Origin of the sequence: Enterococcus sp. 1001283B150225_161107_E12 (assembly GCF_015556925.1) — a bacterium.
Taxonomy (GTDB): Bacteria; Bacillota; Bacilli; order Lactobacillales; family Enterococcaceae; genus Enterococcus_B; species Enterococcus_B mundtii.
The window spans coordinates 36,434-56,783 of sequence record NZ_JADNNI010000007.1; the positions used below are offsets into that span (position 1 = coordinate 36,434).

General features: G+C 38.3%; 21 protein-coding genes. 19 read left to right on the forward strand and 2 right to left on the reverse strand.

The features are described 5' to 3' along the window. The first annotated feature begins 316 nt into the window (after nt 1-316). The gene (locus I2F89_RS07190; RefSeq protein WP_229078061.1) at nt 317-1,342 is read left to right on the forward strand and encodes a DUF916 and DUF3324 domain-containing protein; all 1,026 of its coding nucleotides are present in this window, start codon (nt 317-319) and stop codon (nt 1,340-1,342) included. 637 nt (nt 1,343-1,979) lie between these two features. Then, on the forward strand, nt 1,980-3,434 hold the full coding sequence (locus tag I2F89_RS07195; RefSeq protein ID WP_115357269.1) for a helix-turn-helix domain-containing protein: 1,455 nt from the start codon (nt 1,980-1,982) through the stop codon (nt 3,432-3,434). A gap of 95 nt (nt 3,435-3,529) precedes the next feature. Here the strand turns inward: I2F89_RS07195 and I2F89_RS07200 are convergent, their stop codons facing one another. Beyond that, the gene (locus I2F89_RS07200) at nt 3,530-3,907 is read right to left on the reverse strand and encodes a DUF7006 family protein (RefSeq protein ID WP_195513974.1); all 378 of its coding nucleotides are present in this window, start codon (nt 3,905-3,907) and stop codon (nt 3,530-3,532) included. 406 nt (nt 3,908-4,313) lie between these two features. Beyond that, on the reverse strand, nt 4,314-5,066 hold the full coding sequence (locus tag I2F89_RS07205) for a MurR/RpiR family transcriptional regulator (protein WP_108145938.1): 753 nt from the start codon (nt 5,064-5,066) through the stop codon (nt 4,314-4,316). A 155-nt stretch (nt 5,067-5,221) separates the two neighbouring features. Between I2F89_RS07205 and pfkB the strand changes: the two genes are divergently transcribed. The 17 genes from pfkB (at nt 5,222) to I2F89_RS15750 (ending at nt 20,331) form a co-directional block, all read left to right on the forward strand. Then, nucleotides 5,222-6,154 (forward strand): 1-phosphofructokinase, encoded by a 933-nt coding sequence (gene pfkB / locus I2F89_RS07210; RefSeq protein WP_115357271.1) that lies wholly within the window; start codon nt 5,222-5,224, stop codon nt 6,152-6,154. Further along, entirely contained in the window at nt 6,154-7,545 is a 1,392-nt protein-coding gene (locus tag I2F89_RS07215; protein ID WP_195513976.1) for a PTS fructose transporter subunit IIC, read from the forward strand. The genes pfkB and I2F89_RS07215 overlap by 1 nt, the downstream gene beginning before the upstream one ends. Before the next feature lie 19 nt (nt 7,546-7,564). Then, nucleotides 7,565-8,020, forward strand: a complete 456-nt coding sequence (locus I2F89_RS07220) for a fructose PTS transporter subunit IIA (RefSeq protein ID WP_115357273.1) — start codon at nt 7,565-7,567, stop codon at nt 8,018-8,020. After that, nucleotides 8,017-9,000, forward strand: a complete 984-nt coding sequence (lacD, locus tag I2F89_RS07225; protein ID WP_115357274.1) for a tagatose-bisphosphate aldolase — start codon at nt 8,017-8,019, stop codon at nt 8,998-9,000. The genes I2F89_RS07220 and lacD (I2F89_RS07225) overlap by 4 nt, the downstream gene beginning before the upstream one ends. A 376-nt stretch (nt 9,001-9,376) precedes the next feature. Beyond that, nucleotides 9,377-10,120, forward strand: coding sequence for a GntR family transcriptional regulator (locus I2F89_RS07230; RefSeq protein ID WP_195513978.1), 744 nt, complete (start codon nt 9,377-9,379; stop codon nt 10,118-10,120). Between the two features lies 1 nt (nt 10,121). Next, the gene (locus I2F89_RS07235) at nt 10,122-11,300 is read left to right on the forward strand and encodes an SIS domain-containing protein (protein ID WP_195513987.1); all 1,179 of its coding nucleotides are present in this window, start codon (nt 10,122-10,124) and stop codon (nt 11,298-11,300) included. A 20-nt stretch (nt 11,301-11,320) separates the two neighbouring features. Further along, nucleotides 11,321-12,298 (forward strand): tagatose-bisphosphate aldolase, encoded by a 978-nt coding sequence (gene lacD, locus I2F89_RS07240; RefSeq protein ID WP_086334295.1) that lies wholly within the window; start codon nt 11,321-11,323, stop codon nt 12,296-12,298. Between the two features lie 57 nt (nt 12,299-12,355). Further along, the gene (locus I2F89_RS07245) at nt 12,356-12,835 is read left to right on the forward strand and encodes a PTS system mannose/fructose/N-acetylgalactosamine-transporter subunit IIB (RefSeq protein WP_195513989.1); all 480 of its coding nucleotides are present in this window, start codon (nt 12,356-12,358) and stop codon (nt 12,833-12,835) included. Between the two features lie 13 nt (nt 12,836-12,848). Continuing rightward, the gene (locus I2F89_RS07250; RefSeq protein WP_195513991.1) at nt 12,849-13,739 is read left to right on the forward strand and encodes a PTS mannose/fructose/sorbose/N-acetylgalactosamine transporter subunit IIC; all 891 of its coding nucleotides are present in this window, start codon (nt 12,849-12,851) and stop codon (nt 13,737-13,739) included. Then, nucleotides 13,726-14,535 carry a PTS system mannose/fructose/sorbose family transporter subunit IID gene (locus I2F89_RS07255; RefSeq protein WP_195513993.1) on the forward strand — a complete coding sequence of 270 codons (810 nt, stop codon included), beginning with the start codon at nt 13,726-13,728 and terminating at the stop codon, nt 14,533-14,535. Before I2F89_RS07250 ends, I2F89_RS07255 begins: the two co-directional genes overlap by 14 nt. A gap of 13 nt (nt 14,536-14,548) precedes the next feature. Further along, nucleotides 14,549-14,950: a PTS sugar transporter subunit IIA gene (locus I2F89_RS07260; RefSeq protein WP_074801677.1), complete on the forward strand. Its 402-nt coding sequence runs from the start codon at nt 14,549-14,551 to the stop codon at nt 14,948-14,950. Between the two features lie 175 nt (nt 14,951-15,125). Continuing rightward, nucleotides 15,126-16,556 (forward strand): glycoside hydrolase family 1 protein, encoded by a 1,431-nt coding sequence (locus tag I2F89_RS07265; protein ID WP_195513995.1) that lies wholly within the window; start codon nt 15,126-15,128, stop codon nt 16,554-16,556. Nucleotides 16,557-16,837: 281 nt separating this feature from the next. Next, nucleotides 16,838-17,122, forward strand: coding sequence for a hypothetical protein (locus tag I2F89_RS07270; protein WP_074801671.1), 285 nt, complete (start codon nt 16,838-16,840; stop codon nt 17,120-17,122). 32 nt (nt 17,123-17,154) lie between these two features. Beyond that, a complete protein-coding gene (locus I2F89_RS07275) occupies nt 17,155-18,123 on the forward strand; it encodes a dimethylarginine dimethylaminohydrolase family protein (RefSeq protein WP_086334300.1) in 969 nt (322 codons plus the stop codon). 45 nt (nt 18,124-18,168) lie between these two features. Next, nucleotides 18,169-18,930 (forward strand): tyrosine-protein phosphatase, encoded by a 762-nt coding sequence (locus tag I2F89_RS07280; RefSeq protein WP_229078062.1) that lies wholly within the window; start codon nt 18,169-18,171, stop codon nt 18,928-18,930. Between the two features lie 618 nt (nt 18,931-19,548). Further along, the gene (locus I2F89_RS07285; protein ID WP_195513999.1) at nt 19,549-20,151 is read left to right on the forward strand and encodes a hypothetical protein; all 603 of its coding nucleotides are present in this window, start codon (nt 19,549-19,551) and stop codon (nt 20,149-20,151) included. Nucleotides 20,152-20,208: 57 nt separating this feature from the next. Then, the gene (locus I2F89_RS15750) at nt 20,209-20,331 is read left to right on the forward strand and encodes a hypothetical protein (RefSeq protein WP_177187700.1); all 123 of its coding nucleotides are present in this window, start codon (nt 20,209-20,211) and stop codon (nt 20,329-20,331) included. Nucleotides 20,332-20,350: the final 19 nt, after the last annotated feature.

A 20,350-nucleotide genomic window follows, 5' to 3' on the forward strand; every position in this document is an offset into this window, starting at 1 on the left:
GAAAAGTACTTTGTCTTTTTTGTAATTCTTGTGAAAAATCCTTTATTTGTACATTACATAAGTTACAAAACAAAAAGTTTTTTATTAATAAACGTTACCTATCTTGGTAATAAAAATTTAGATTATTAATAATTAAACATATTAAAATGAGCTTGATCTTTAGTTTAGCAACCTATATTAAACAGATAGAGAAAAAAATCCACTTAACTTTTTCATCTATGTCACTGATTCCAGATTTACATGAAAATAAAAAAAAAATAATTTTAAAAAAAGAGGTATGCTCTATGTGTAAAAAAAATTAGGGGGATGAAATCACATGAAATCAATTAAACATTTAGCATTATTGCTGACTATTTTATTTGTGGGAATGTCATTGATTCCCGTTCGTGCACAAGCGGAAGAAACAGGAGGTTTTACGATCGAAGGGGTCACAAATACGCATCAAATTGATGAGAATATCAGTTACTTTTACCTGCATGAAGATCCTTCCGCAGAGGATACACTGGAAGTGAAGCTGATGAATGCCTCAAACAAAGAAATCACGTTGAATGTGCGAGTGACTGATGCCAATACGAATTCCAATGGGATCATTGACTATAGTGGGGATTTAGAGAATCATTCAGCGTTAAAGACACCACTATCAACGATCTTAACACCAGAAAGCAATGAAGTAAAAGTACCTGCTAACTCAGAGGTCGTGACAAAATTAAAATTGAAGATGCCTGCTAAACAAACAAACGGGGTCATTTTAGGTGGGATCAATGTTTCAGAAAAAGTCGAAGAACAAAGTGGCAAACAGAAAAAAGGAACAATCACTGTTGGGAATACCTATGCATATACTTTGGGGGTAGCTGTAACAAATGAAAATGAAGTCGATCTTTATCGAAATGAAACAGTTTCGTCAGACGGTGTGAAGGCGGAATTGTTTGATGGAAGAAAGATCGTCAGCGCGAATATTTTAAATCCAGAACCTTATATCTTCTCTGAAGCCAATGTTTCTGGGAAAATCGTGAAAAAAGGTTCAGACAAAGCGATTATCGAACAAGAAATGTCAGATGTATCAATTGCACCACAATCAACTTTACCGTTCCATTTTGATTGGGGAAAGAAAGACTTAGAACCTGGAACATATGTCTTTAAAGCAACAGTCACTAGTGGAGAAAAGAAATGGCCGCTTGAACAAGAGTTTACAATTGAAGCAGATAAAGCTAAAGAGATCAACAAAGAGTCTGTCTTCCATGTGCATATTCCACAGTGGCTAACCTTGTTGATGGTGATTCTAGTAGCAATCAGTGTTATCGGTACAATTTATCTAACAATCAAAAAATATAAAGGAGAATAGACAATGTATAATACAGGGATTTTTCTAATTGTTTTTGGGTTGATTTTAGTTGTATTCAATGGGTACTTGATGTTAGGAAATTATAAAAAACACTTGATAGAAAATAAAGGTAACACGATAACATACATCATTAATGGTTTGACCTTGCTGTCCGCTTTCTCTTTAACAATTGTAGGAATTGCATATATCTTTATCGTACATGCACAACTATAAATAATTGGTATTTAGGGAATCGCTAGGAATCGAATTTCTAGCGATTTTTCTATGTGTTTAATTTTTTAAGTGAATACAACCATTTCTATGGACACCTTACTATGGATTCTACTCATAGTTAACCGTAAAGGATATAATTTTATACTGTTGATGGAATCATGGTAAAATAAGAGTAGTTTCTCTCTATATTTTATGTATTTAAGTGGTTAACACTGTAATCCGAAAATACAAAAGCAAGCTGATTAAAATGTGTGATGAAACTATTCATTTATACGTTAAAGTTTTTCACTTTTATTTTTTATTTGCGAAAAGTAGGTTTAACCTAAATTGATCCTCCATATATTTCTAGGCTGATTTTATGTTCCTGATGGTTTGAGGTCAGCTGAAAAATATGTGAAAAATACAAAAATGATAGGAGAACAACATGATCGAAAATTTTATTGAAAAAGATATCGTGCGACAAGTCAAGTTAACAGAATATCTTTATGAATTGAAAACACTCTCTGTAAAAGATGTAGCAAAACGATTAAACGTCACATTTAATACAGTGAAACGAGATTTTGCTAAAATCAATATCATTTTAGAAGACTATATCGACTATCATGAAACAAGTAGTACGACTATTGAAATCTCTTTTTATACGGCGATCTCCAGGTATGATTTGATAAAAGAACTTTACAAGGAGTCACGTTTCTTAAGAGTTTGTTCTTGGTATTTGATGGGAGATACAAGTTATTTGACAATTGTTGAAGAAGAATTTGTATCGGTGGCAAAAGCATTCAAAATAAAGAAAGCTGTGGAAGCCTATTTTAGAGATGCGAATATCATGGATGTAGATGGGAATATCATTGATAACGAATTAGCCTATCGATTTGTGATGTTATCGATTTGGATGCGATGTGATATGCTGGATCAAGTGATAGATAAACAGTTATTTAAACGCGCAGGTATTTTTGTCGATCAAGTATTGCATCGTTTAGCAAATAATTATGAAATTAATAAACGAGAATATCAGTTTTTAGTATTTTCGGCGTATTTATCTTTGGTACGTAAAGATAAGAGTGTTTTAAACTATTCTGAAAATGAATTCTCCTATTTAAAGGGATCGATCATTTTTAACCAAATTAGAGATATCGCATCTCTTGTTTTAAGTGATTCAACCATATCAGACCAGGAAGTTGCGTATTTTGTGTCGATTTATCGTTCAATCGATTTGAACACGGATAGCTATTTGATTGTTAATATGAATTATCGGAAAAGACGTGATATCTTTATAGAAAGCCGGCCGGATACGGTCAAGAAATTAATCAAACTGCTAGAAGATAATTTTGATGTAAGTTTAAGTAATAATATATTGTTTGAAAAACCTTTTATGAATTTTTTAAGCACTATGTGGTATAACATCCAAACCTATAATGTTGAAAGACATTACTATCTTAGTGACTCTCAATTAGAATTATTTTATAAGCTCAAGGAAATATTGACCCAATGGATTGATGAACTTGATTCGTATTATGAAATTAGATTCAATGACACAGCATTAGAAAAATTATGTTCTGAAATCGAATCGAGTTTGGTGAAAAAAAGAAAAGATAAGTTTGCAATTATCATTGTTGCTGAAGATGAGCTATCCCATGTGATCTATCGAGAGAATATCACTCGTTGGTTGAATATGGATTATCATGTTATTGATAATACGATGTATTATTCTGTCGAAGATGTGCCAATCTATGCAGAAGAATGGCCACATATCATAGTCTGTGAGCGAGCATTGGTCACACGGAATGAGGAACAAAGTTTAAATTTATTTGCAATTTCTAAAAGTACTTTATTTGAAGATATCAAAAATATTTTTTTGTACATTTATAATTGGCAATGATTGAATATTTGAATACTAAAAGCCATCTTCTGCTTGGGAAGGTGGCTTTTTAGTATGTATTTAAAGAATGGTGTGACAGATGTTCGATTGAGCAATTAATCCACACAAAAAATAAAAGAAGCCGGAACTGTATCATTGACAGTATAATCATAATTTTCTTGATTGATGGTTTTGTAATCTTGTTCTACTAAAGTAATCAAGGAGGTACCGTTGATAGACGTTGTTAAATCAGAATATAAAAAATTCTCTAAGAGTGTGAGTTTTGCATCAATTCCGAGAATTTTTGGAAATAACTCCCAAAAGGTTTCAGAAGACAACTTACATAGTAAGAATTCTAAATTTCTTTCTAATTCTTTGATGTATTCAAACACAGTCATGTCATTGCTTTGTTTTGCTACGTGTTTTAAATGTGCACAACGTTCGATAAATTCTATTTCATGTTTGTTTAGTTTAGAAAAATCTTGCAAAGTCATGTGCGGATTCTCCCTTCTAGATAGATCTTGTTTTATTAAATACATTATAACTTATTTATAAATTTTATTTTATTTATTTTGTTAAGAGGACGAAATAAATTAGTGATAATAAATAATGCTTCCATTGAAATCATTGAAAATAAAGGAAACCTATTCTTTTGATAATATCAAAGAAGGTAACTGAATAGGACTGAAAAATGGATAATAGTGAGTAACTAGCTATATTCTTAAAAATGAAAGAATCTTTTTATATCAAATTTATAGCTCTTAATGAACAAGCTACTTGCGTTTTCAAGAAATTCTGCAATGATTTATCGGATTATTAGCAAAAAAAAACAAGTGTAAGAAGCACCAATAGCCGAAATCTGTTTCATGTTTTCGGCTATTGGTGCTTCTTACACATTTCTCAATCCCCCTTCTTCACCCGTATCGCATACGAATCCAGCAAGATCCGCGCAATCACAGAAAGTGGCAGGCGAGAGCGGACTTCATATTCAGGGAAAAAAGAGATTTCGGATTTGAATCCGATCAAGGATAATTCTGCTAAGTGATTCAAACGGCTTTCCCGTGAGGCGGTGATCAGGATCGAACTGATTTCCTCGCGGTAGCAATTCTCCGCTGCTGCTACGAGTTCTTCTGTTTCACCGTTTAAGGAAATAAAAAGAACGACATCTTTTTTGTGCAATTTGCGACTAACGGTTTTGATGATATTTGGATCGGTATGAAGGACACAATACTTATCGAGTAGTTGGAATTTTGTTTGTATTTCTTCCCCAATCATTTCTGAAAATCCTCTGGCAAAGATAATGATTCTTTGTGAACTCCAGATTTTTTGAATCGCATCTTCGATTACTCCTGTATCCAATAGATTGATGGTACGCACGACTTCCTGTTCGTTTTTTAGAATGGAAGTTTTTATTTCTTCATCTACTTTATCGACCGTAGCAAAATTGATGGTGGTATTCTTCTTTTCCTTTAAATGATGCTTAAAAGAAGTATAGCCTTCGTACCCTTTTTTCTTCATGGTACGAACGATGGTCGTGGTGGATACGTTGGCTCGTTCGCTTAGTTTGATAATTGATAGATTTGGGATTTCTTGGATGTGATTCATCATATACTCCCATAAAAAATGTTCTGCCTCGCTCAATTTAGGTTCCATTTACTCCTCCCCCTTTTCTTTTTATTCTACCACTGATGTAAACCCTTACTCAGATGAGTTTTATTTTGTAAACATTTACCTAAAATTTTGCTTATTTAGAAAACATGTACATCCAAAAACAGGTCATACTGTAGATAAAGTGAGGAGGGATACAGGTGGCTAACGTATATACATGTACGATGAATCTGGCGATTGATCTGTTTATTGAAGTGGAACGACTCAAACCGAATGTCGTGAACCGCTCAATCGATGATGACATCCAAGCAAATGGGAAAGGTGTCAATGTTTCATTGATTTTAAAAAAACTCGGGATACCAAATACTGCGTTGGGCTTTAGCGGAGGATTTACTGGGGCTTATATTGAGGAATGTTTGACGAAGGAAGGAATCAACGCTCATTTTGTTTCTATACCTGGAATGACTCGCATCAACGTATTTACACAAGTGAATGAGGAATCAAGTGAATACAAGTTGGTCAATCGTGGACCAGAAATCGACCAGTTAGCGATGGAAGAATTGCTTGAGACAATCAGTCATTTGTCAGCTGGAGATTATCTTTGTGTTTCTGGGAGCCTGCCAAGAGGGGTACCAGAAGAAATCTTAGTAATGATCAGTAAAATTTGCCATGAGAATCAAGTGCGCTTGATCTTAGATACGAGTGCTAAAATCGTTAAACGATGTCTAAAGTATCAACCATTTTTACTGAAACCGAATGAGCAGGAATTGGCAGAATGGTTTGATGAAGAAATAGCGGAAACGGAATATGTGAACTATTGCAAGAAACTATTAGCCGCAGGCGCTCAAAATGTATTGCTGTCATTAGGTGGAGCGGGCGGGATCTATGTGAACGAAAATTATTGTTTGACAGGAAATGCCCCGCAAGGAAAAGTCGTCAATACCGCTTGTGCCGGGGATACACTCCTAGCCACTTTTCTGGCAGGCTTGATCAAAGAAGAAAATAGTGCGGATTGTTTCAAGGACAGTTTAGCTGCGGGTAGCTCGACTGCGTTTCAAAAAGGATTGACTGATTTTACAGATGTCGCAGAGTTGAAAAAAGAAATCACTATTCATAAGGAGGAATTCAGATAATGGCTAAGTATCGATTAATTGCAGCAACTGGTTGTCCCACAGGTATTGCCCACACGTATATGGCACAAGAAGCACTGGAACAGGCAGCGAAGAAAAAAGGCATTTCGATCAAGGTGGAGACCCATGGTCAAGTAGGGGTAGAAAATCGTTTGACAGATCAGGAAATCATTGAAGCGGAAGCAGTGATTATTGCGGCGGATAAAGATGTCCAGCCTGAAAGATTTGCCGGGAAAAGGATCATTGATGTTTCTGTTTCGAAAGGGATCAAAGAAGCCGATCAATTGATTGCTGCGGCTTTAAACGGTGAAGGAGTGATTTCTGAAAAAGTCGAAATGGCGGAAGGAGATAAGGAAAAACAACATGCACAACAGAGTATTGGTCACAGCATCTATAAGAACTTGATGAATGGTGTTTCCCACATGTTGCCTTTTGTTGTCAGTGGAGGAGTCTTGATCGCCATTTCTTTTTTATGGGGGATTTATTCTGCTGATCCTGCCAATGCGCAATACAATGAATTTGCTGCGAATTTGAATCGAATCGGCGGTTTTGCGATGAGTATGATGGTGCCGGTCCTTTCCGCTTTTATTGCTGAAGGAATTGCAAAGCGTCCTGGACTGGTTGTTGGTTTTGTCGGTGGATTGATTGCCTCAGATGGTGGTACAGGTTTTTTAGGTGGGATTATCTCAGGTTTCTTGGCAGGGTATGTGGTATTGGGATTAATAAAAGCGTTAAAATCTTTGCCTAAAACACTAGATGGTTTAAAGGCAATTTTCTTATATCCCGTACTAGGGGTGTTGATTACTGGATTGATCATGACAGTCATTTCAGGACCGATGGCTAGTATCAATGAAGGAATGATGGATTTTCTAGCAGGGTTTGAAAACTCAAGTCCTTTAGTATTAGGGGTGATCGTCGGTTGTATGTGCGCATTCGATATGGGGGGGCCGATCAATAAAGCAGCCTACGTTACTGGAACTGCCCTGTTAGCACAAGGAAATACTAGCTTTATGGCGGGAGTTTCTGCAGCCTGCATTGCTCCACCGTTGATTACTGGCTTTGCGGTCTTGCTTTTTGGGAAATACTTCGAGCCAAACGAAAAGAATGCTGGTCTAGTGAATTTCATTCTAGGTTCAACACATATTACGGAAGGTGCGATTCCTTTTGCGGCAAAAGATCCGCTTCGTGTCTTGCCAATCATGATGCTTGGTTCGTCGATCGCCGCTGTATTGACCTATTTCTTTCGCGTGCAAGTACCAGCACCCCATGGCGGATTTCTCGTTTTACCAGTAGTGACGCATGGCTTATTGTGGGTTCTTGCGATTCTTGCTGGTTCTATTGCAGGCGGAGTATTACTAGGCTTGGTTCAAAAAAGAAAGTCACTGAGTGTGTGAAAGGGAGAGGATTCATTTGATGGAAAATTTATTTGTTTATACCAATGTGGCGGCGAATACTCGTGACGCGGTATTTGCGTTTCTTTCAACAAAAATCGTTGAGGTAGGAAAAGCGACCAATGAACAGGCGGTCAAAATCGGCTTGAAACAACGCGAAGCAGAAGGCACGACTGGTATGATGGATGGCTTTGCGATTCCTCATGCGAAAAGTGAAAGTATAGAAGAACCAACGATCATTATTTTGAAATTAACGAATGCAGTCGCCTGGGATAGTTTAGACGGTCAACCGATCAAGTATGTGATTGCGTTGTTTATTCCAGCTGCAGAAGCAGGAACCAGTCATTTGGCGCTTCTTTCGCAAATGGCACGAATGTTGATGGATGAAGGCTTTAAACAAGCATTTATCACTGCTTCCACTCAAGAAGAAATTGTTGGGTTGATTGATTCTAAGTTAGAAGGGATGTTGAAAAAATGAGGAAAGTATCAGAGGGGAAATACCAAGCATTGGTAAACATGAGTAATCCAGACGGGATCATCGGGGCTTTAGCGATTGATCAAAGAGGCGCATTGAAAAAAATGATGGCGAGACATCAAGAGGAGGTCAAAGTGGATGATTTGATCCATTTCAAAGAACTTGTGTCCGAAGAATTGACACCTTTTGCTTCTTCGATTCTTTTAGATCCAGAATATGGGTTGCCCGCTGCCGAAAAACGCGCCAAGACAGCTGGACTATTGTTGGCTTATGAGAAAACAGGATATGATACAACGATACCTGGACGTTTGCCAGATACCTTAGCTTTTTGGTCAGCCAAAAGACTAAAGGAAGCTGGAGCAGATGGCTGCAAATTCTTGCTTTACTATGATGTAGACGAAAGCGAAGAAGTCAATGAACGGAAACAGGCATATGTAGAAAGAATTGGTTCAGAATGTCTGGCGGAAGATCTTCCTTTCTTTTTAGAATTGCTATCTTATGATGCAACGATCCCAGATACGACCTCCAAGGAATATGCCAAGATCAAACCGAAAAAAGTCATTGAAATGATGAAGATTTTCTCAGAGCCGAGGTTCAACGTAGATGTCTTGAAGGTAGAAGTACCTGTCAATATGACTTATGTTGAAGGTTTTGGAAAAGAAATCATTTATTCCAAGCAAGAAGCATCCGCTTTGTTCATCGAGCAAAGCCAAGCGACTGACTTACCGTTCATTTTTCTTAGTGCAGGTGTCAGTGCCGAAGGATTCCAAGAAACGTTGTACTTTGCCAAAAACGCTGGGTCTTCGTTCAATGGTGTTTTATGTGGGCGAGCTACATGGGCAGATGGTGTGGCACCTTTTGCGGATCAAGGGAGACAGGCGGCAAAAAAATGGCTTGCTGAACAAGGGAGAAACAACATTGAGGAATTAAATGGAGTCTTGATGAAGACAGCTTCGCCTTGGAAAAATAAGATTAGTCGCTAGTTGGTTAGTCATCTTGAAATAGCAAAAGAGAAACACTTTGAGCACCTAGACGTGGGAAATGAAGTGTTTCTTTTTTTTTGTTATTTTTCATTGGAATTTAGCGAAATGCAAGAAAAAGAACCGTTGGATTTCTTCATTATTTTATAAAATTTCTAGGATAAACAAGCTTTTTAAGGACAAGCCTTATGCTGCTTTTTATGAGGTTTATGCTGTTTTTTTATTTTAAGTGGTATTTTCGAGGTATTTAAAATGTTTTTATATATAGTTGATTAAAACGTTGTTATATAGCGGTTTTTAAGCAATTTTTATGTTGACAGGTAGTTATTATTACTTTACGATTGTCTTGTGGTTATAACCAGTTGGAAGGGGTAAAGAAATGGAAAATTCTCGTAAAGGGAAACCGTTATATTATCAACTAGTTGATGTACTAAAGAAACGAATTGAGGCAGAAATGATCCCGCATGATAAATTGCTGTCTGAGAGGGAGTTATGTCTGTACTATGGTGTGAGTCGGACGACGGTTCGATTGGCATTGCAAGAATTAGAAACACTTGGCTATATTTATAGAAAACATGGAAAAGGAACGTTTGTCAGTGACTTATCGCATCAAGCAGCAAGTCTAGCTGGTGCTTACAGCTTCACAGAAGAAATGTTGGCATTGGGGCGTACACCGAAAACGATTATTTTAGCTTTTGAAAAACAAGCAGCGACAAAGCAGTTGGCTGAACGCTTGAATCTCAATCTAGGAGAAGCAATCTTCAAAATCAAGCGGCTACGTTTAGCGGATGATGTCCCTTTGATGGTTGAACGGTCTTATTTACCAGCAAAACTGTTTCTTGGCCTTGATTTGCCAATTTTGGAAAGCAAGCCTTTGTATGATGTTTTTCTGGAAGATTTTGATCAACATGTCCAAGTGGCAGAAGAGGAATTCTACGCCAGTATTGTTTACGCAAATGATGCTGAATTACTGCATATATGCGATGGAGCACCGATTTTACATTTGAAACGGACGACCTTCAATAGCAAAAACGAGATCATCGAATATACAGATAGTGTCGCAAGAGCAGACCAATTCCATTATAAGATCCGTCATGTTCGGAGTAATCTAGGAGGAAAATAACATGTTTGAACTGTCGAAGGATGAATTAGAAAAAATAGGTGCAAGGATCACTACAGAAGAAATCAAACAACAACCAGATCTGTGGGAAGAGGTTGTGGAAATCTTAGAAGAGAAGAAAAATGAATTAGCCCTTTTCTTTGATGCACTTGAAAAACAGGCAAACGAGCAACAAATCCAAGTCATCTTTACCGGTGCAGGCTCTTCTCAATATGTAGGCGATACGCTTGTTCCTTACTTGAATGAGCATGGAGACACCAAACGGTTTGCTTTTCATAGTTTTGGTACGACCGATATTGTTGCTTCTCCAAGAGAGTATTTGTTTCCTGATCAACCCACGTTATTGATTTCGTTTGCTAGAAGTGGCAATAGTCCGGAAAGTCTGGCGGCAGTCAAAATCGCCGATCAAGTTGTGGATACGTTGTTCCATTTAGCGATTACTTGTGCAGAAGAAGGAAAATTAGCACAAGTCGCACGTGAACAATCGCAACATTTCTTGTTGTTGATGCCAAAAAAAGCAAATGACGCTGGCTTTGCCATGACAGGTAGCTTTACATGTATGTTATTGAGTGCCCTTTGGCTGTTTGATCAAACGAACCAAGAAACAAAACAAAAGTATGTCACTTCCTTGAGTCATATCGGCAAAGATGTTCTGAAAAGAGAGCAAGAACTGATCCAAGTGTTAGCAGTACCATTCAATCGGGTCGCATACCTTGGCTCAGGTAGCTTGGCTGGTGCCACAAGGGAAGCACAGCTGAAAATCTTAGAGTTGACTGCTGGAAAAATTGCGACAATCTTTGATTCTTCGATGGGCTTTCGTCATGGACCAAAATCCTTTGTCAATGAGCAAACTTTAGTGATCGGGTTTGTGACGAATCAAGCGTACACACGCAACTATGATTTAGATATTTTGGAAGAAATCAATGGCAATGCTATTGCTGCAAAGGTGTTAGCCATTGCTCAATCGACGCAAAGAGACTTTTCTGGAGCAAACTTTTTCCTAGAACCAGCCGCGCTAGAATTACCTGATGCCTATCTATCCGTAGTGATGATTTTGACCGCACAAATCATTGCTCTTCAGATGTCGATCAAAGTTGGTAATACGCCGGACACACCTTCACCGACAGGAACGGTGAATCGAGTAGTCAAAGGTGTGACGATCCATGAGTACCAAAATGAATAAAAAGGAGGTCAATAAAAACGATGACACCAAATAAGAAAAAAGCGATGGAACAATTAGCAACAAAAGACGGCATCATCAGTGCATTAGCAATCGATCAGCGGGGGGCATTGAAGAAAATGCTGTCGGCTTTAGGAGAAACACCCACAGATGAACAATTGATTGAGTTCAAAGCGTTGGTTTCTAGTGAGTTGACGCCCTATGCTTCAGCTATTTTATTAGATCCTGAATATGGTTTGCCCGCTGCCAAAGTACGTGATCAATCCGCTGGTTTGCTCTTGGCGTATGAAAAAACGGGATATGACGTATCGACTCCTGGACGGTTACCGGATCTATTAGGAGACTGGTCTTCCTTGAGATTAAAAGAAGAACAAGCAGATGCAGTGAAATTTTTACTTTATTATGATGTGGATGAAGATCCAAAAATCAATCATTTGAAACACGTCTTTATTGAACGTCTAGGAAGTGAATGTGCAGGAGAGGATCGGCCGTTTTATTTAGAACTGCTCTCTTATGATGCCAAATCCAATGATAGCGCTTCACAGGAGTATGCAAAGGTTAAACCCCATAAAGTGATTGAAATGATGAGAGAATTTTCAAAGCCTCGTTACCAAGTAGATGTTTTGAAAGTCGAAGTACCAGTCAATATGAACTTTGTCGAAGGTTTTGGTGACAAGGAAATCGTCTATAGCCAAAAAGAAGCAGCTGACTTTTTCAAGGCGCAAAGCGAGGCGACTCACTTGCCATTCATTTTCTTGAGTGCGGGTGTATCTTCTGAATTATTCCAACAAACGCTAGTCTTTGCTCATGCGTCAGGTTCCACCTTCAATGGGGTCTTGTGCGGAAGAGCGACTTGGAAAGATGGCGTCAAAGCTTATGTAGATGCTGGGAAAGAAGGAGCCGTCAAATGGTTACGGACACAAGGTAGACAGAATATTGAGAACTTGAATCAAGTAATCAATCAGACAGCGACACCTTGGTATCAAAAAACAGGCGAATAATGTAAGCGTTACCTTTATTTTTAGAATGAACAATTTATTTGTAAAGGAGAATGAACAATGGCAATTATTGGTGTAAGAATCGATGGACGTTTGATCCATGGACAAGTCGCGAATCTTTGGGTAACGAAGTTGTCGATTACTCGGATATTAGTTGTAGATGATGAGGTCGCAATGAATACAGTAGAAAAAAGTGGCTTGAAATTAGCCACACCAGCAGGAGTAAAGTTAAGTGTCTTAACGATTGAAAAAGCCGCAGAGAATATTCTTGCTGGCAAGTACGATTCCCAACGTTTACTGATCGTCGCAAAAAAACCTGATCGATTGTTGAGACTTGTTGAACGAGGCGTGCCGATCAAGGAAGTCAATGTAGGGAATATGTCTCAGACAAATGAAACCAGATCAATCACCAAATCGATCAATGTGGTGGAAAAGGATATTGAGGATTTCAAACAGTTAAATGCGCGTGGGGTCCATTTGAACGCACAAATGGTACCAAGTGATAAGTCAGAAGATTTTATGAGTCTTTTGAATAAATAAGGGGGTTAAGTAAATGTCCATTCAATGGTGGCAAATCTTATTATTATCTTTATATGCAGGTTATCAGATTTTAGATGAACTACAAATTTATTCCTCAATGAGTGCCCCCGTTTTTGCCGGTTTGTTCACCGGATTAGTCATGGGGGATTTACAAGCTGGTTTAATTATCGGTGGTAGTATGCAATTGACCGTTCTAGGTGTTGGGACATTTGGCGGTGCTTCAAGGATCGATGCAAACTCCGGAACGATACTAGCAACTGCTTTTTCCATCTCATTAGGGATGAATCCAGAACAGGCAATTGCGGCTATTGCAGTTCCTGTCGCTAGTTTAATGATCCAATTGGATATTTTAGCTCGATTTGCGAATACGTACTTCGCTCATCGTATCGACCAACATGTTGAAACAATGAATTATAAAGCAATTGAACGCAATTATTTATTAGGTGCTCTTCCTTGGTCCTTGTCACGTTTGATCCCCGTCTTTTTAGCCTTAGCATTTGGTGGCGGATTAGTCGAAAACGTCGTCGCTGTGCTAAATGGCGATTTGAAATGGTTAGGAGATGGCTTATCTGTCGCAGGAGCGGTATTACCAGCAGTCGGTTTTGCTATTTTACTACGCTATTTACCAGTCAAGAAACATTTTCCTTATCTGATTTTAGGTTTTACGATCACTGCCTTATTAGCAACGTTGTTCTCAAATGTCCAGTTGCTTGGCACGAGTGTCGCAAGTGTCGTCAAAGAGTTGCCGGCAACCTTCAATTCATTACCGATGCTGGCAGTAGCAATGATCGGTTTCTCTTTAGCAGCGATCAGCTATAAAAACAATCAACGAACAGAAAACCAGCAAGTAGCAAGTCCCCATACAACCTCTGAGGAAGGAGAAATCGAAGATGACGAAATCTAATTACAAGTTAACGAAAGAAGACTTTACACAAATCAACCGCCGAAGCTTGTTGACCTTCCAATTAGGCTGGAATTATGAGCGGATGCAAGGTTCAGGCTATCTCTATACGATCCTGCCACAATTGCGAAAAATCTACGGAGATGATACGCCGGAATTAAAAGAAATAATGAAGACTCATACACAATTTTTTAATACCTCTAACTTTTTCAACACGATCATTACTGGGATCGATTTAGCGATTGAAGAAAAAGAAGGTATTGCCTCAAAAGAAACTGTCTCTGGGATGAAAGCTGGATTGATGGGACCTTTCGCCGCGATTGGCGATTCCATTTTCGCCGCATTGATTCCGACCATTTTTGGGGCATTAGCCGCCAATATGGCGATCAATGGGAACCCCGCAGGTATTTTTATCTGGATCGTTGCCCAAATCGTAGTCATGGTTTTTCGTTGGAAACAATTGCAATTTGCTTACAAAGAAGGGATTTCTTTAGTGACCACGATGCAATCACGATTAACAGCGCTCACAGATGCCGCAACCTTGTTAGGGGTGTTTATGGTCGGTGCATTAGTTGCTACAATGGTGAATGTGAAAGTTTCCTGGGCGCCGAGCATTGGTGATGTGACGATGAACATGCAAAATAATATTGATATGATCCTACCTAAATTATTACCAGCCGCGATCGTTGGCGGTGTCTATTGGTTATTAGGCAAAAAGAATATGACCTCCACCAGAGCAATTTTTATCGTCTTGATCATCTGTGTCGTTTTATCCGCTTTAGGTGTGATCTCAAAATAGGAGAGTGTTGAAAATGAGCAAACAGTTAGTTCTTGTCAGTCATGGACAACTTTGTGAAGGACTAAAGGCAAGTACCGAAATGATCATGGGACCGCAAGCTCATATTCATACAGTGCCTTTATTGCCGGAAGAAGGAACAGAGGATTTCAAAGAAAAATTTCTTGCGGTGGTTTCTTCGTTGGAAGACTATGTTGTTTTTTGTGACTTGATGGGTGGTACTCCAGCCAATACTATTGTCCAATTGATCATGGAAGGCGAAGCGATCGAATTATATGCGGGCATGAATATGCCAATGGTCATCGAGTTTATCAATAGTCAAATGGTCGGAACATCGCCGGAATATGTTCGTTCTGGTGCAGAGAATATTCTGAATGTGAACCAAGTAATTGCTGCATTGGCTGAAGAGGACGAATAAATCAATGTTTGACAACGTTTACAAAAAATAGTATCTTTTTAGATAGGATAGTGATTATTCAGTTAAGCTAGACCTGATCAACGGCCTTTTTAGGTGGTTGATTGGGTCTTTTTTTATACTCAATAATAAAATAACTGTAAGACTATCATACCAAACTGAAAAGGGGCAATGACTGATGAGTTTTCCAAAGAATTTTTTATGGGGTGGCGCAACAGCGGCGAATCAATGTGAAGGAGCATGGGATGTCAATGGTAAAGGAGATTCGATCAGCGATCACAATCGTGCAGGAAATCGGGAGATGGGGGAACGGCGCACATTTGATTTGGTGATCGATGAAACCAAGTATTACTATCCGAGCCATACAGCGATTGATTTTTATCATCACTACAAAGAAGATATCGCATTATTTGCGGAAATGGGCTTTAAAGCTTATCGTTTATCGATTGCGTGGACACGGATTTTTCCTAATGGGGATGAGGCACAGCCAAATGAAGAAGGCTTGAAATTTTATGATGCAGTGTTTGATGAGCTACATAAATATGGGATCGAACCGATCGTGACGATCTCACATTTTGAGTTGCCGTTTCATTTGGGAAAAACATATGACGGATTTTTAGACAAACGAACGATCGACTGTTACGAACGCTATGCAACGACACTTTTTGAACGTTACAAAAACAAAGTGAAATACTGGTTGACCTTCAATGAAATCAATTTTGGTGTCTTAGAACATGGCAAACAAATCAATGGATTATTCAATCGAACTTATACGGAAACAGAAAAATATCAAGCTTTACACAATGTCTTCCTTGCTTCTGCTCGAGCGGTGATTGCTGGACATAAAATCAATCCTGATTTTCAGATCGGCTGTATGTTGGCGTATATCACGATGTATCCTAAAACATGTCATCCATTAGATGTATTGAAGACGCAACAAATGAATGACCGGTTAAATTATTTCTGTGGCGATGTCCAAGTCAAAGGAGCCTATCCTTATTACATGAAACGCTACTTTGAAAAAGAAAAAATCGAAGTTGACATCACAGAAGAGGATTTGGCACTCTTGAAGGAAGGCGTTGTCGATTATTATACGTTTAGTTATTACATGAGTACGTGTATTGCAGATGATCTAAATACTCGGTCAGATAAAAGTGGCGGCAATTTATTTGGTGGGGTGGCTAATGAGTATCTTGAAACAAGCGAATGGGGCTGGCAAGTTGATGCAGTTGGTCTAAGGTACACGTTGAATCAGATTTATTCGCGCTACGAAATCCCATTGATGGTCGTAGAAAATGGACTTGGGGCTGTCGATAAAATTGAACCAGATGGCTCGATCCATGATGACTACCGGATCGATTATCTCGCCCAACATGTCCAAGAAATGGGGAAAGCAATCGATGATGGCGTGAACTTGATTGGTTATACTTCTTGGGGCTGTATTGATTTGATCAGTGCAGGAACTGGTGAAATGAGTAAACGATACGGCTTTATCTATGTCGACCGAGATGACGAGGGTAACGGAACGTTGGCTCGCTCGCCTAAAAAATCATTTTACTGGTATCAAAAAGTGATTGCGACAAATGGTGAAAGCGTAGAAATGAAATAATTCGGTAGAAAATAGCCCACCTCCAATCGACTGGATGTGGGCTATTTAGTGAGAGATTTTGTAGGTTATGAGTCCAAAACCAACGATTATGATCGGTTTGATCTAGACGAAGTCAACTCATGTTATAGTAAAAAAAGTTGCTTCTGGCAGATAGTGGGGGTTGGGGAGCAGAGGTAACGGAATAGGACGCTCTTTTAACCAAATAATTAAAAAATATCCTAAGAAAAAGAGAAAGGGTGTTATTGTTAGACGATAACCGCTAGGATAGAAGGAGAGAAATAGTGAGAAAAATCAAAAATATCCAAATCATTCGATTGATCAAAATCATCCAGTTCGGTCTTTATTTTATGTCGTTGTTTTTATTTGCAAAATCCAGATATAAAGTGGCACTCTTACCTTTATCAGGCGGGACGATATTAGAAGTGCAACTCCCTAGAAAGTATGGTTGGGGATTTGTTAAAAATAAGGAAAATGTCTTTCTTTCTTCGAAAAAAACATGGGTCGAACCAATGGTTGCTTTGATTGTTTTAGTATTTTTGGTTGGTCTTGCCTGTTATTTCCTATAAAAATTCGAACAAATCGAGGAGGAGCAGAAACGATGGATCATATTTTTGTGAAAAGCGAGTTTGCACCACTAAAGCGGGTTGTTTTAGCACAGTCTGAATTTGGCTTTCCTACGAAAGAATTAACCGGTGTCGATTTCTTGACAGAAGAAAACCATGAGTTATTTAGTGGGCCTGAAGTGATAGGCAAAGACTTTAGTGAAGTTTTCCCAGAACAACAAAAAGCTTGGGAAGTCGAACGGAAGAATTTACAAAAAGTACTAGAAAAATATGGGGTAGAAGTCCTTTTACCAAGAAAGTTGACCTCTTTTGAAAAAGAACTAGGGCTAGAGTATGGCTACAGTAACTTTTTCACCAGAGACCCCTTTTTTACGATTGGGGATCTATTGATTGAAGGTTCATTAAAGCTCCCACACCGCAGAAATGAGATTCTACCGATTCGTGAGATACTCATGAATGAATCGAATGAGAATGACTGCTTGTATTTTTCTATTCCTAAGCCAGATATTTCGCAAGGTATCGATTCAGAACAAGGGCCTTTCTTAGAAGGTGGAGATGTTTTAGTATTAGGAAAAACGATTTTTGCAGGTAACTCAGGGTTAGCATCCAATACTCATGGTATTGAATGGTTAAGAAATCTAGTCAAACGATTTGGCTACAAAGTGATCGAAGTGCCACTTCATCCGACGATCTTGCATTTAGACTGCGCATTAAGCCTTGTCAAAGATGGATTGATGATCGTGTGTGAAGAAGCGTTCCTAAATGGTATCCCAGAACAGTTAAGCCATTGGGATCGGGTAGAGGTGTCTTTAGCACAAGCCTCTCGATTGGCGACGAACGGACTGCCGATCAACGAGACAACGTATATCACAGATCCAGAATTTACTTTTATTGGTGAAGAATTAGAGAAACGAGGAATCACAGTCGAGTATATTGACTATAAACTGACAAGGATTTTTGGTGGTTCTTTCAGATGCAGTACGCAACCGCTTCTGAGAAACTAAGTGGAAACGATCCTAAAATATGGGAAAAGGAAGGTCATTGCAGAAATGGTAAAAATCACAAATTTTCGCGATATCGGTGGCATCAAAAATAGAAATGGCAAAGAAGTTTTAACAAATGTTTTCTTGCGTTCAGGTGAACTATCTAGTTTGACAGAAGCAGATGCTAGACATTTAGAAACCACCTATCGTTTAAGTAAAATCGTTGATCTACGTGGCGAAGATGAAATCCAAGCTCGACCAGACAAAACGGTTCCACAGACGAAATATATCCATATCGACATCATGAAAGATGTGGCAGACGAAGGCGCTGGGCTGGAAGATTTTGTGAAAATCGGCTCACCTGAAAATGCCGCGAACTATATGACAAAAATATATGAAGATATCGCCTTGAATCCGACTTCGCAGAAAGGGTATGCTCGTTTCTTCCAAGAAGTACTCACTTTGGATCAAGAGGAAAGTCTTTTATTTCATTGTTTTGCTGGGAAAGATCGAACGGGAATCGCAGCCTTGCTATTATTAGAATCATTGGATGTTCCTCGCAAGGCAATCTATGTCGATTATCTACGTACGAATGAACTACGTAAAAAAGAAAATGCGATGATTTTGGCGCAAGCAAAAAAAGTCCACTTGAATGAGGGGAATCTAGCTGCTTTAGATGTTGCGTTGAATGTGGACAGCAGTTACTTGGACCGTTTTTATCAAGTGGTAGAACAGGAATACGGGTCGATCCAAACCTATTTGAAACAAGCCCTGGCTATCGACCAATTAAGTTTACAGGCAATGAATAATCAATTTCTTAAAGGTTGAGTTGCTATTTTTCATTACTCCGAAAGTTAAAACATTGATTTTTCAAAAAAATGTAAGAAACCAATCATCTATAATCAACTGTATTGATAGACTTGCTGATCTAAGAAATTAGGTCAGTTTTTTTGTTTTCCGATAATCAAAAGAACAGTTGAAAAGGGATTCGGTTTATTTTGAGGAATAAATATCTTTTTTTTAGGGGAATTGAAGTGGATCTCAGGTTGTGCATCACATTGTCTTAAGGGTTATAAAGATGTGATTTTTAGTATAATGTAATTTTTGCTTTTAGTTTATTCTAAGTAAGGATTTGAGCTGTTTTTATATTTTCTTTCGAATGTTATTTTATTTTTACTTAATCATTCTTTTATATTAGGGAAGTAAGCGTTAGTACAGTAATTTTTCTACATTAGAAAAAAACAATAAATGAATTAAGATTAAATGAGGTGATATATTGTTGAAAAAAAGAGAGCTTTTTTATTAATAGCTGAGAGATTAGATACATGATTAAGATATATTGTTTTTTTGAGTAGGCTATAAGCTATTAATGACAAATTCTTTCACTTATATAGAGTTAGGGTGGGTGGCTACATGAGAAAGAAAGGTTTGTGAAAAAAACAACTTTTGATTTTCAATGTTGTGATGATGCTTTTGCCAGTTGGGCAAGTAATTGCGATTCACGTAGAATCGAAGGAATCACCAGAAGCACATAGCAATGACGAATTGGTTTTAAAAGACGATGTGTTCCATTTTAATAATATTCCGCAAGAAAACGGGACAGAAGAGTTTTCTCAATTTGAAGAAATTGAAAATGATAGGCTCTATGAGGGAGCGGAGATAAGTACTGAACTTATAGAAGCGCCTGAGTGGACTATTGAACAAAGCGATGTAGAAGCGTTTGTTAATGAGACTGAAAGGTTTGATCCTGCAGCCGTTGAATCTGGTCAACTAGGAACGATTCCATGGACAGTCGATGCTTCTGGGACACTGACTCTAGGTTCTGGCATCTTCGATGAGGAAAATAATGTTGGTGGTCGATATGGAGCGATGGATTATTTTAATCATACGTCCGCGAATCAAGAAATGATCAACAGCATCGTTATCACGGGCAGGATCGAATTACGGGGAAGTTTGATTGGAACAAGAAATAGTGTCTTATCGAATGCTGAGCAGGGGGAACATAACCAAGGATTTTTTGGAAAATTTACGAAATGTCCAAACAATTGAAGGAATGGAGTATTTAGATACGAGTCAAGTAACAAATATGAAGGTATGTTTACCCAGATGCGCAATTTAAGAGAAATAGATGTGAGTCATTTTGATACAAGAAATGTAACGAATATGAACAGTCTGTTTTATCGAATCTCATCGGTTTGCTCTTTCATGTTATCTGGTCAAAAAGAATAGCTGAAAAATATCATCTTCT

What these genes read in the sequence shown, in the direction of transcription:
- I2F89_RS07190 (WP_229078061.1), top strand. Translation starts at nt 317, where the DNA reads ATGAAATCAATTAAACATTTAGCATTATTGCTGACTATTTTATTTGTG.
- I2F89_RS07195 (WP_115357269.1), top strand. Translation starts at nt 1,980, where the DNA reads ATGATCGAAAATTTTATTGAAAAAGATATCGTGCGACAAGTCAAGTTA.
- I2F89_RS07200 (WP_195513974.1), bottom strand. Translation starts at nt 3,907, where the DNA reads ATGACTTTGCAAGATTTTTCTAAACTAAACAAACATGAAATAGAATTT.
- I2F89_RS07205 (WP_108145938.1), bottom strand. Translation starts at nt 5,066, where the DNA reads ATGGAACCTAAATTGAGCGAGGCAGAACATTTTTTATGGGAGTATATG.
- I2F89_RS07215 (WP_195513976.1), top strand. Translation starts at nt 6,154, where the DNA reads ATGGCTAAGTATCGATTAATTGCAGCAACTGGTTGTCCCACAGGTATT.
- I2F89_RS07220 (WP_115357273.1), top strand. Translation starts at nt 7,565, where the DNA reads ATGGAAAATTTATTTGTTTATACCAATGTGGCGGCGAATACTCGTGAC.
- lacD (WP_115357274.1), top strand. Translation starts at nt 8,017, where the DNA reads ATGAGGAAAGTATCAGAGGGGAAATACCAAGCATTGGTAAACATGAGT.
- I2F89_RS07230 (WP_195513978.1), top strand. Translation starts at nt 9,377, where the DNA reads ATGGAAAATTCTCGTAAAGGGAAACCGTTATATTATCAACTAGTTGAT.
- I2F89_RS07235 (WP_195513987.1), top strand. Translation starts at nt 10,122, where the DNA reads ATGTTTGAACTGTCGAAGGATGAATTAGAAAAAATAGGTGCAAGGATC.
- lacD (WP_086334295.1), top strand. Translation starts at nt 11,321, where the DNA reads ATGACACCAAATAAGAAAAAAGCGATGGAACAATTAGCAACAAAAGAC.
- I2F89_RS07245 (WP_195513989.1), top strand. Translation starts at nt 12,356, where the DNA reads ATGGCAATTATTGGTGTAAGAATCGATGGACGTTTGATCCATGGACAA.
- I2F89_RS07250 (WP_195513991.1), top strand. Translation starts at nt 12,849, where the DNA reads ATGTCCATTCAATGGTGGCAAATCTTATTATTATCTTTATATGCAGGT.
- I2F89_RS07255 (WP_195513993.1), top strand. Translation starts at nt 13,726, where the DNA reads ATGACGAAATCTAATTACAAGTTAACGAAAGAAGACTTTACACAAATC.
- I2F89_RS07260 (WP_074801677.1), top strand. Translation starts at nt 14,549, where the DNA reads ATGAGCAAACAGTTAGTTCTTGTCAGTCATGGACAACTTTGTGAAGGA.
- I2F89_RS07265 (WP_195513995.1), top strand. Translation starts at nt 15,126, where the DNA reads ATGAGTTTTCCAAAGAATTTTTTATGGGGTGGCGCAACAGCGGCGAAT.
- I2F89_RS07275 (WP_086334300.1), top strand. Translation starts at nt 17,155, where the DNA reads ATGGATCATATTTTTGTGAAAAGCGAGTTTGCACCACTAAAGCGGGTT.
- I2F89_RS07280 (WP_229078062.1), top strand. Translation starts at nt 18,169, where the DNA reads ATGGTAAAAATCACAAATTTTCGCGATATCGGTGGCATCAAAAATAGA.
- I2F89_RS15750 (WP_177187700.1), top strand. Translation starts at nt 20,209, where the DNA reads ATGCGCAATTTAAGAGAAATAGATGTGAGTCATTTTGATACAAGAAAT.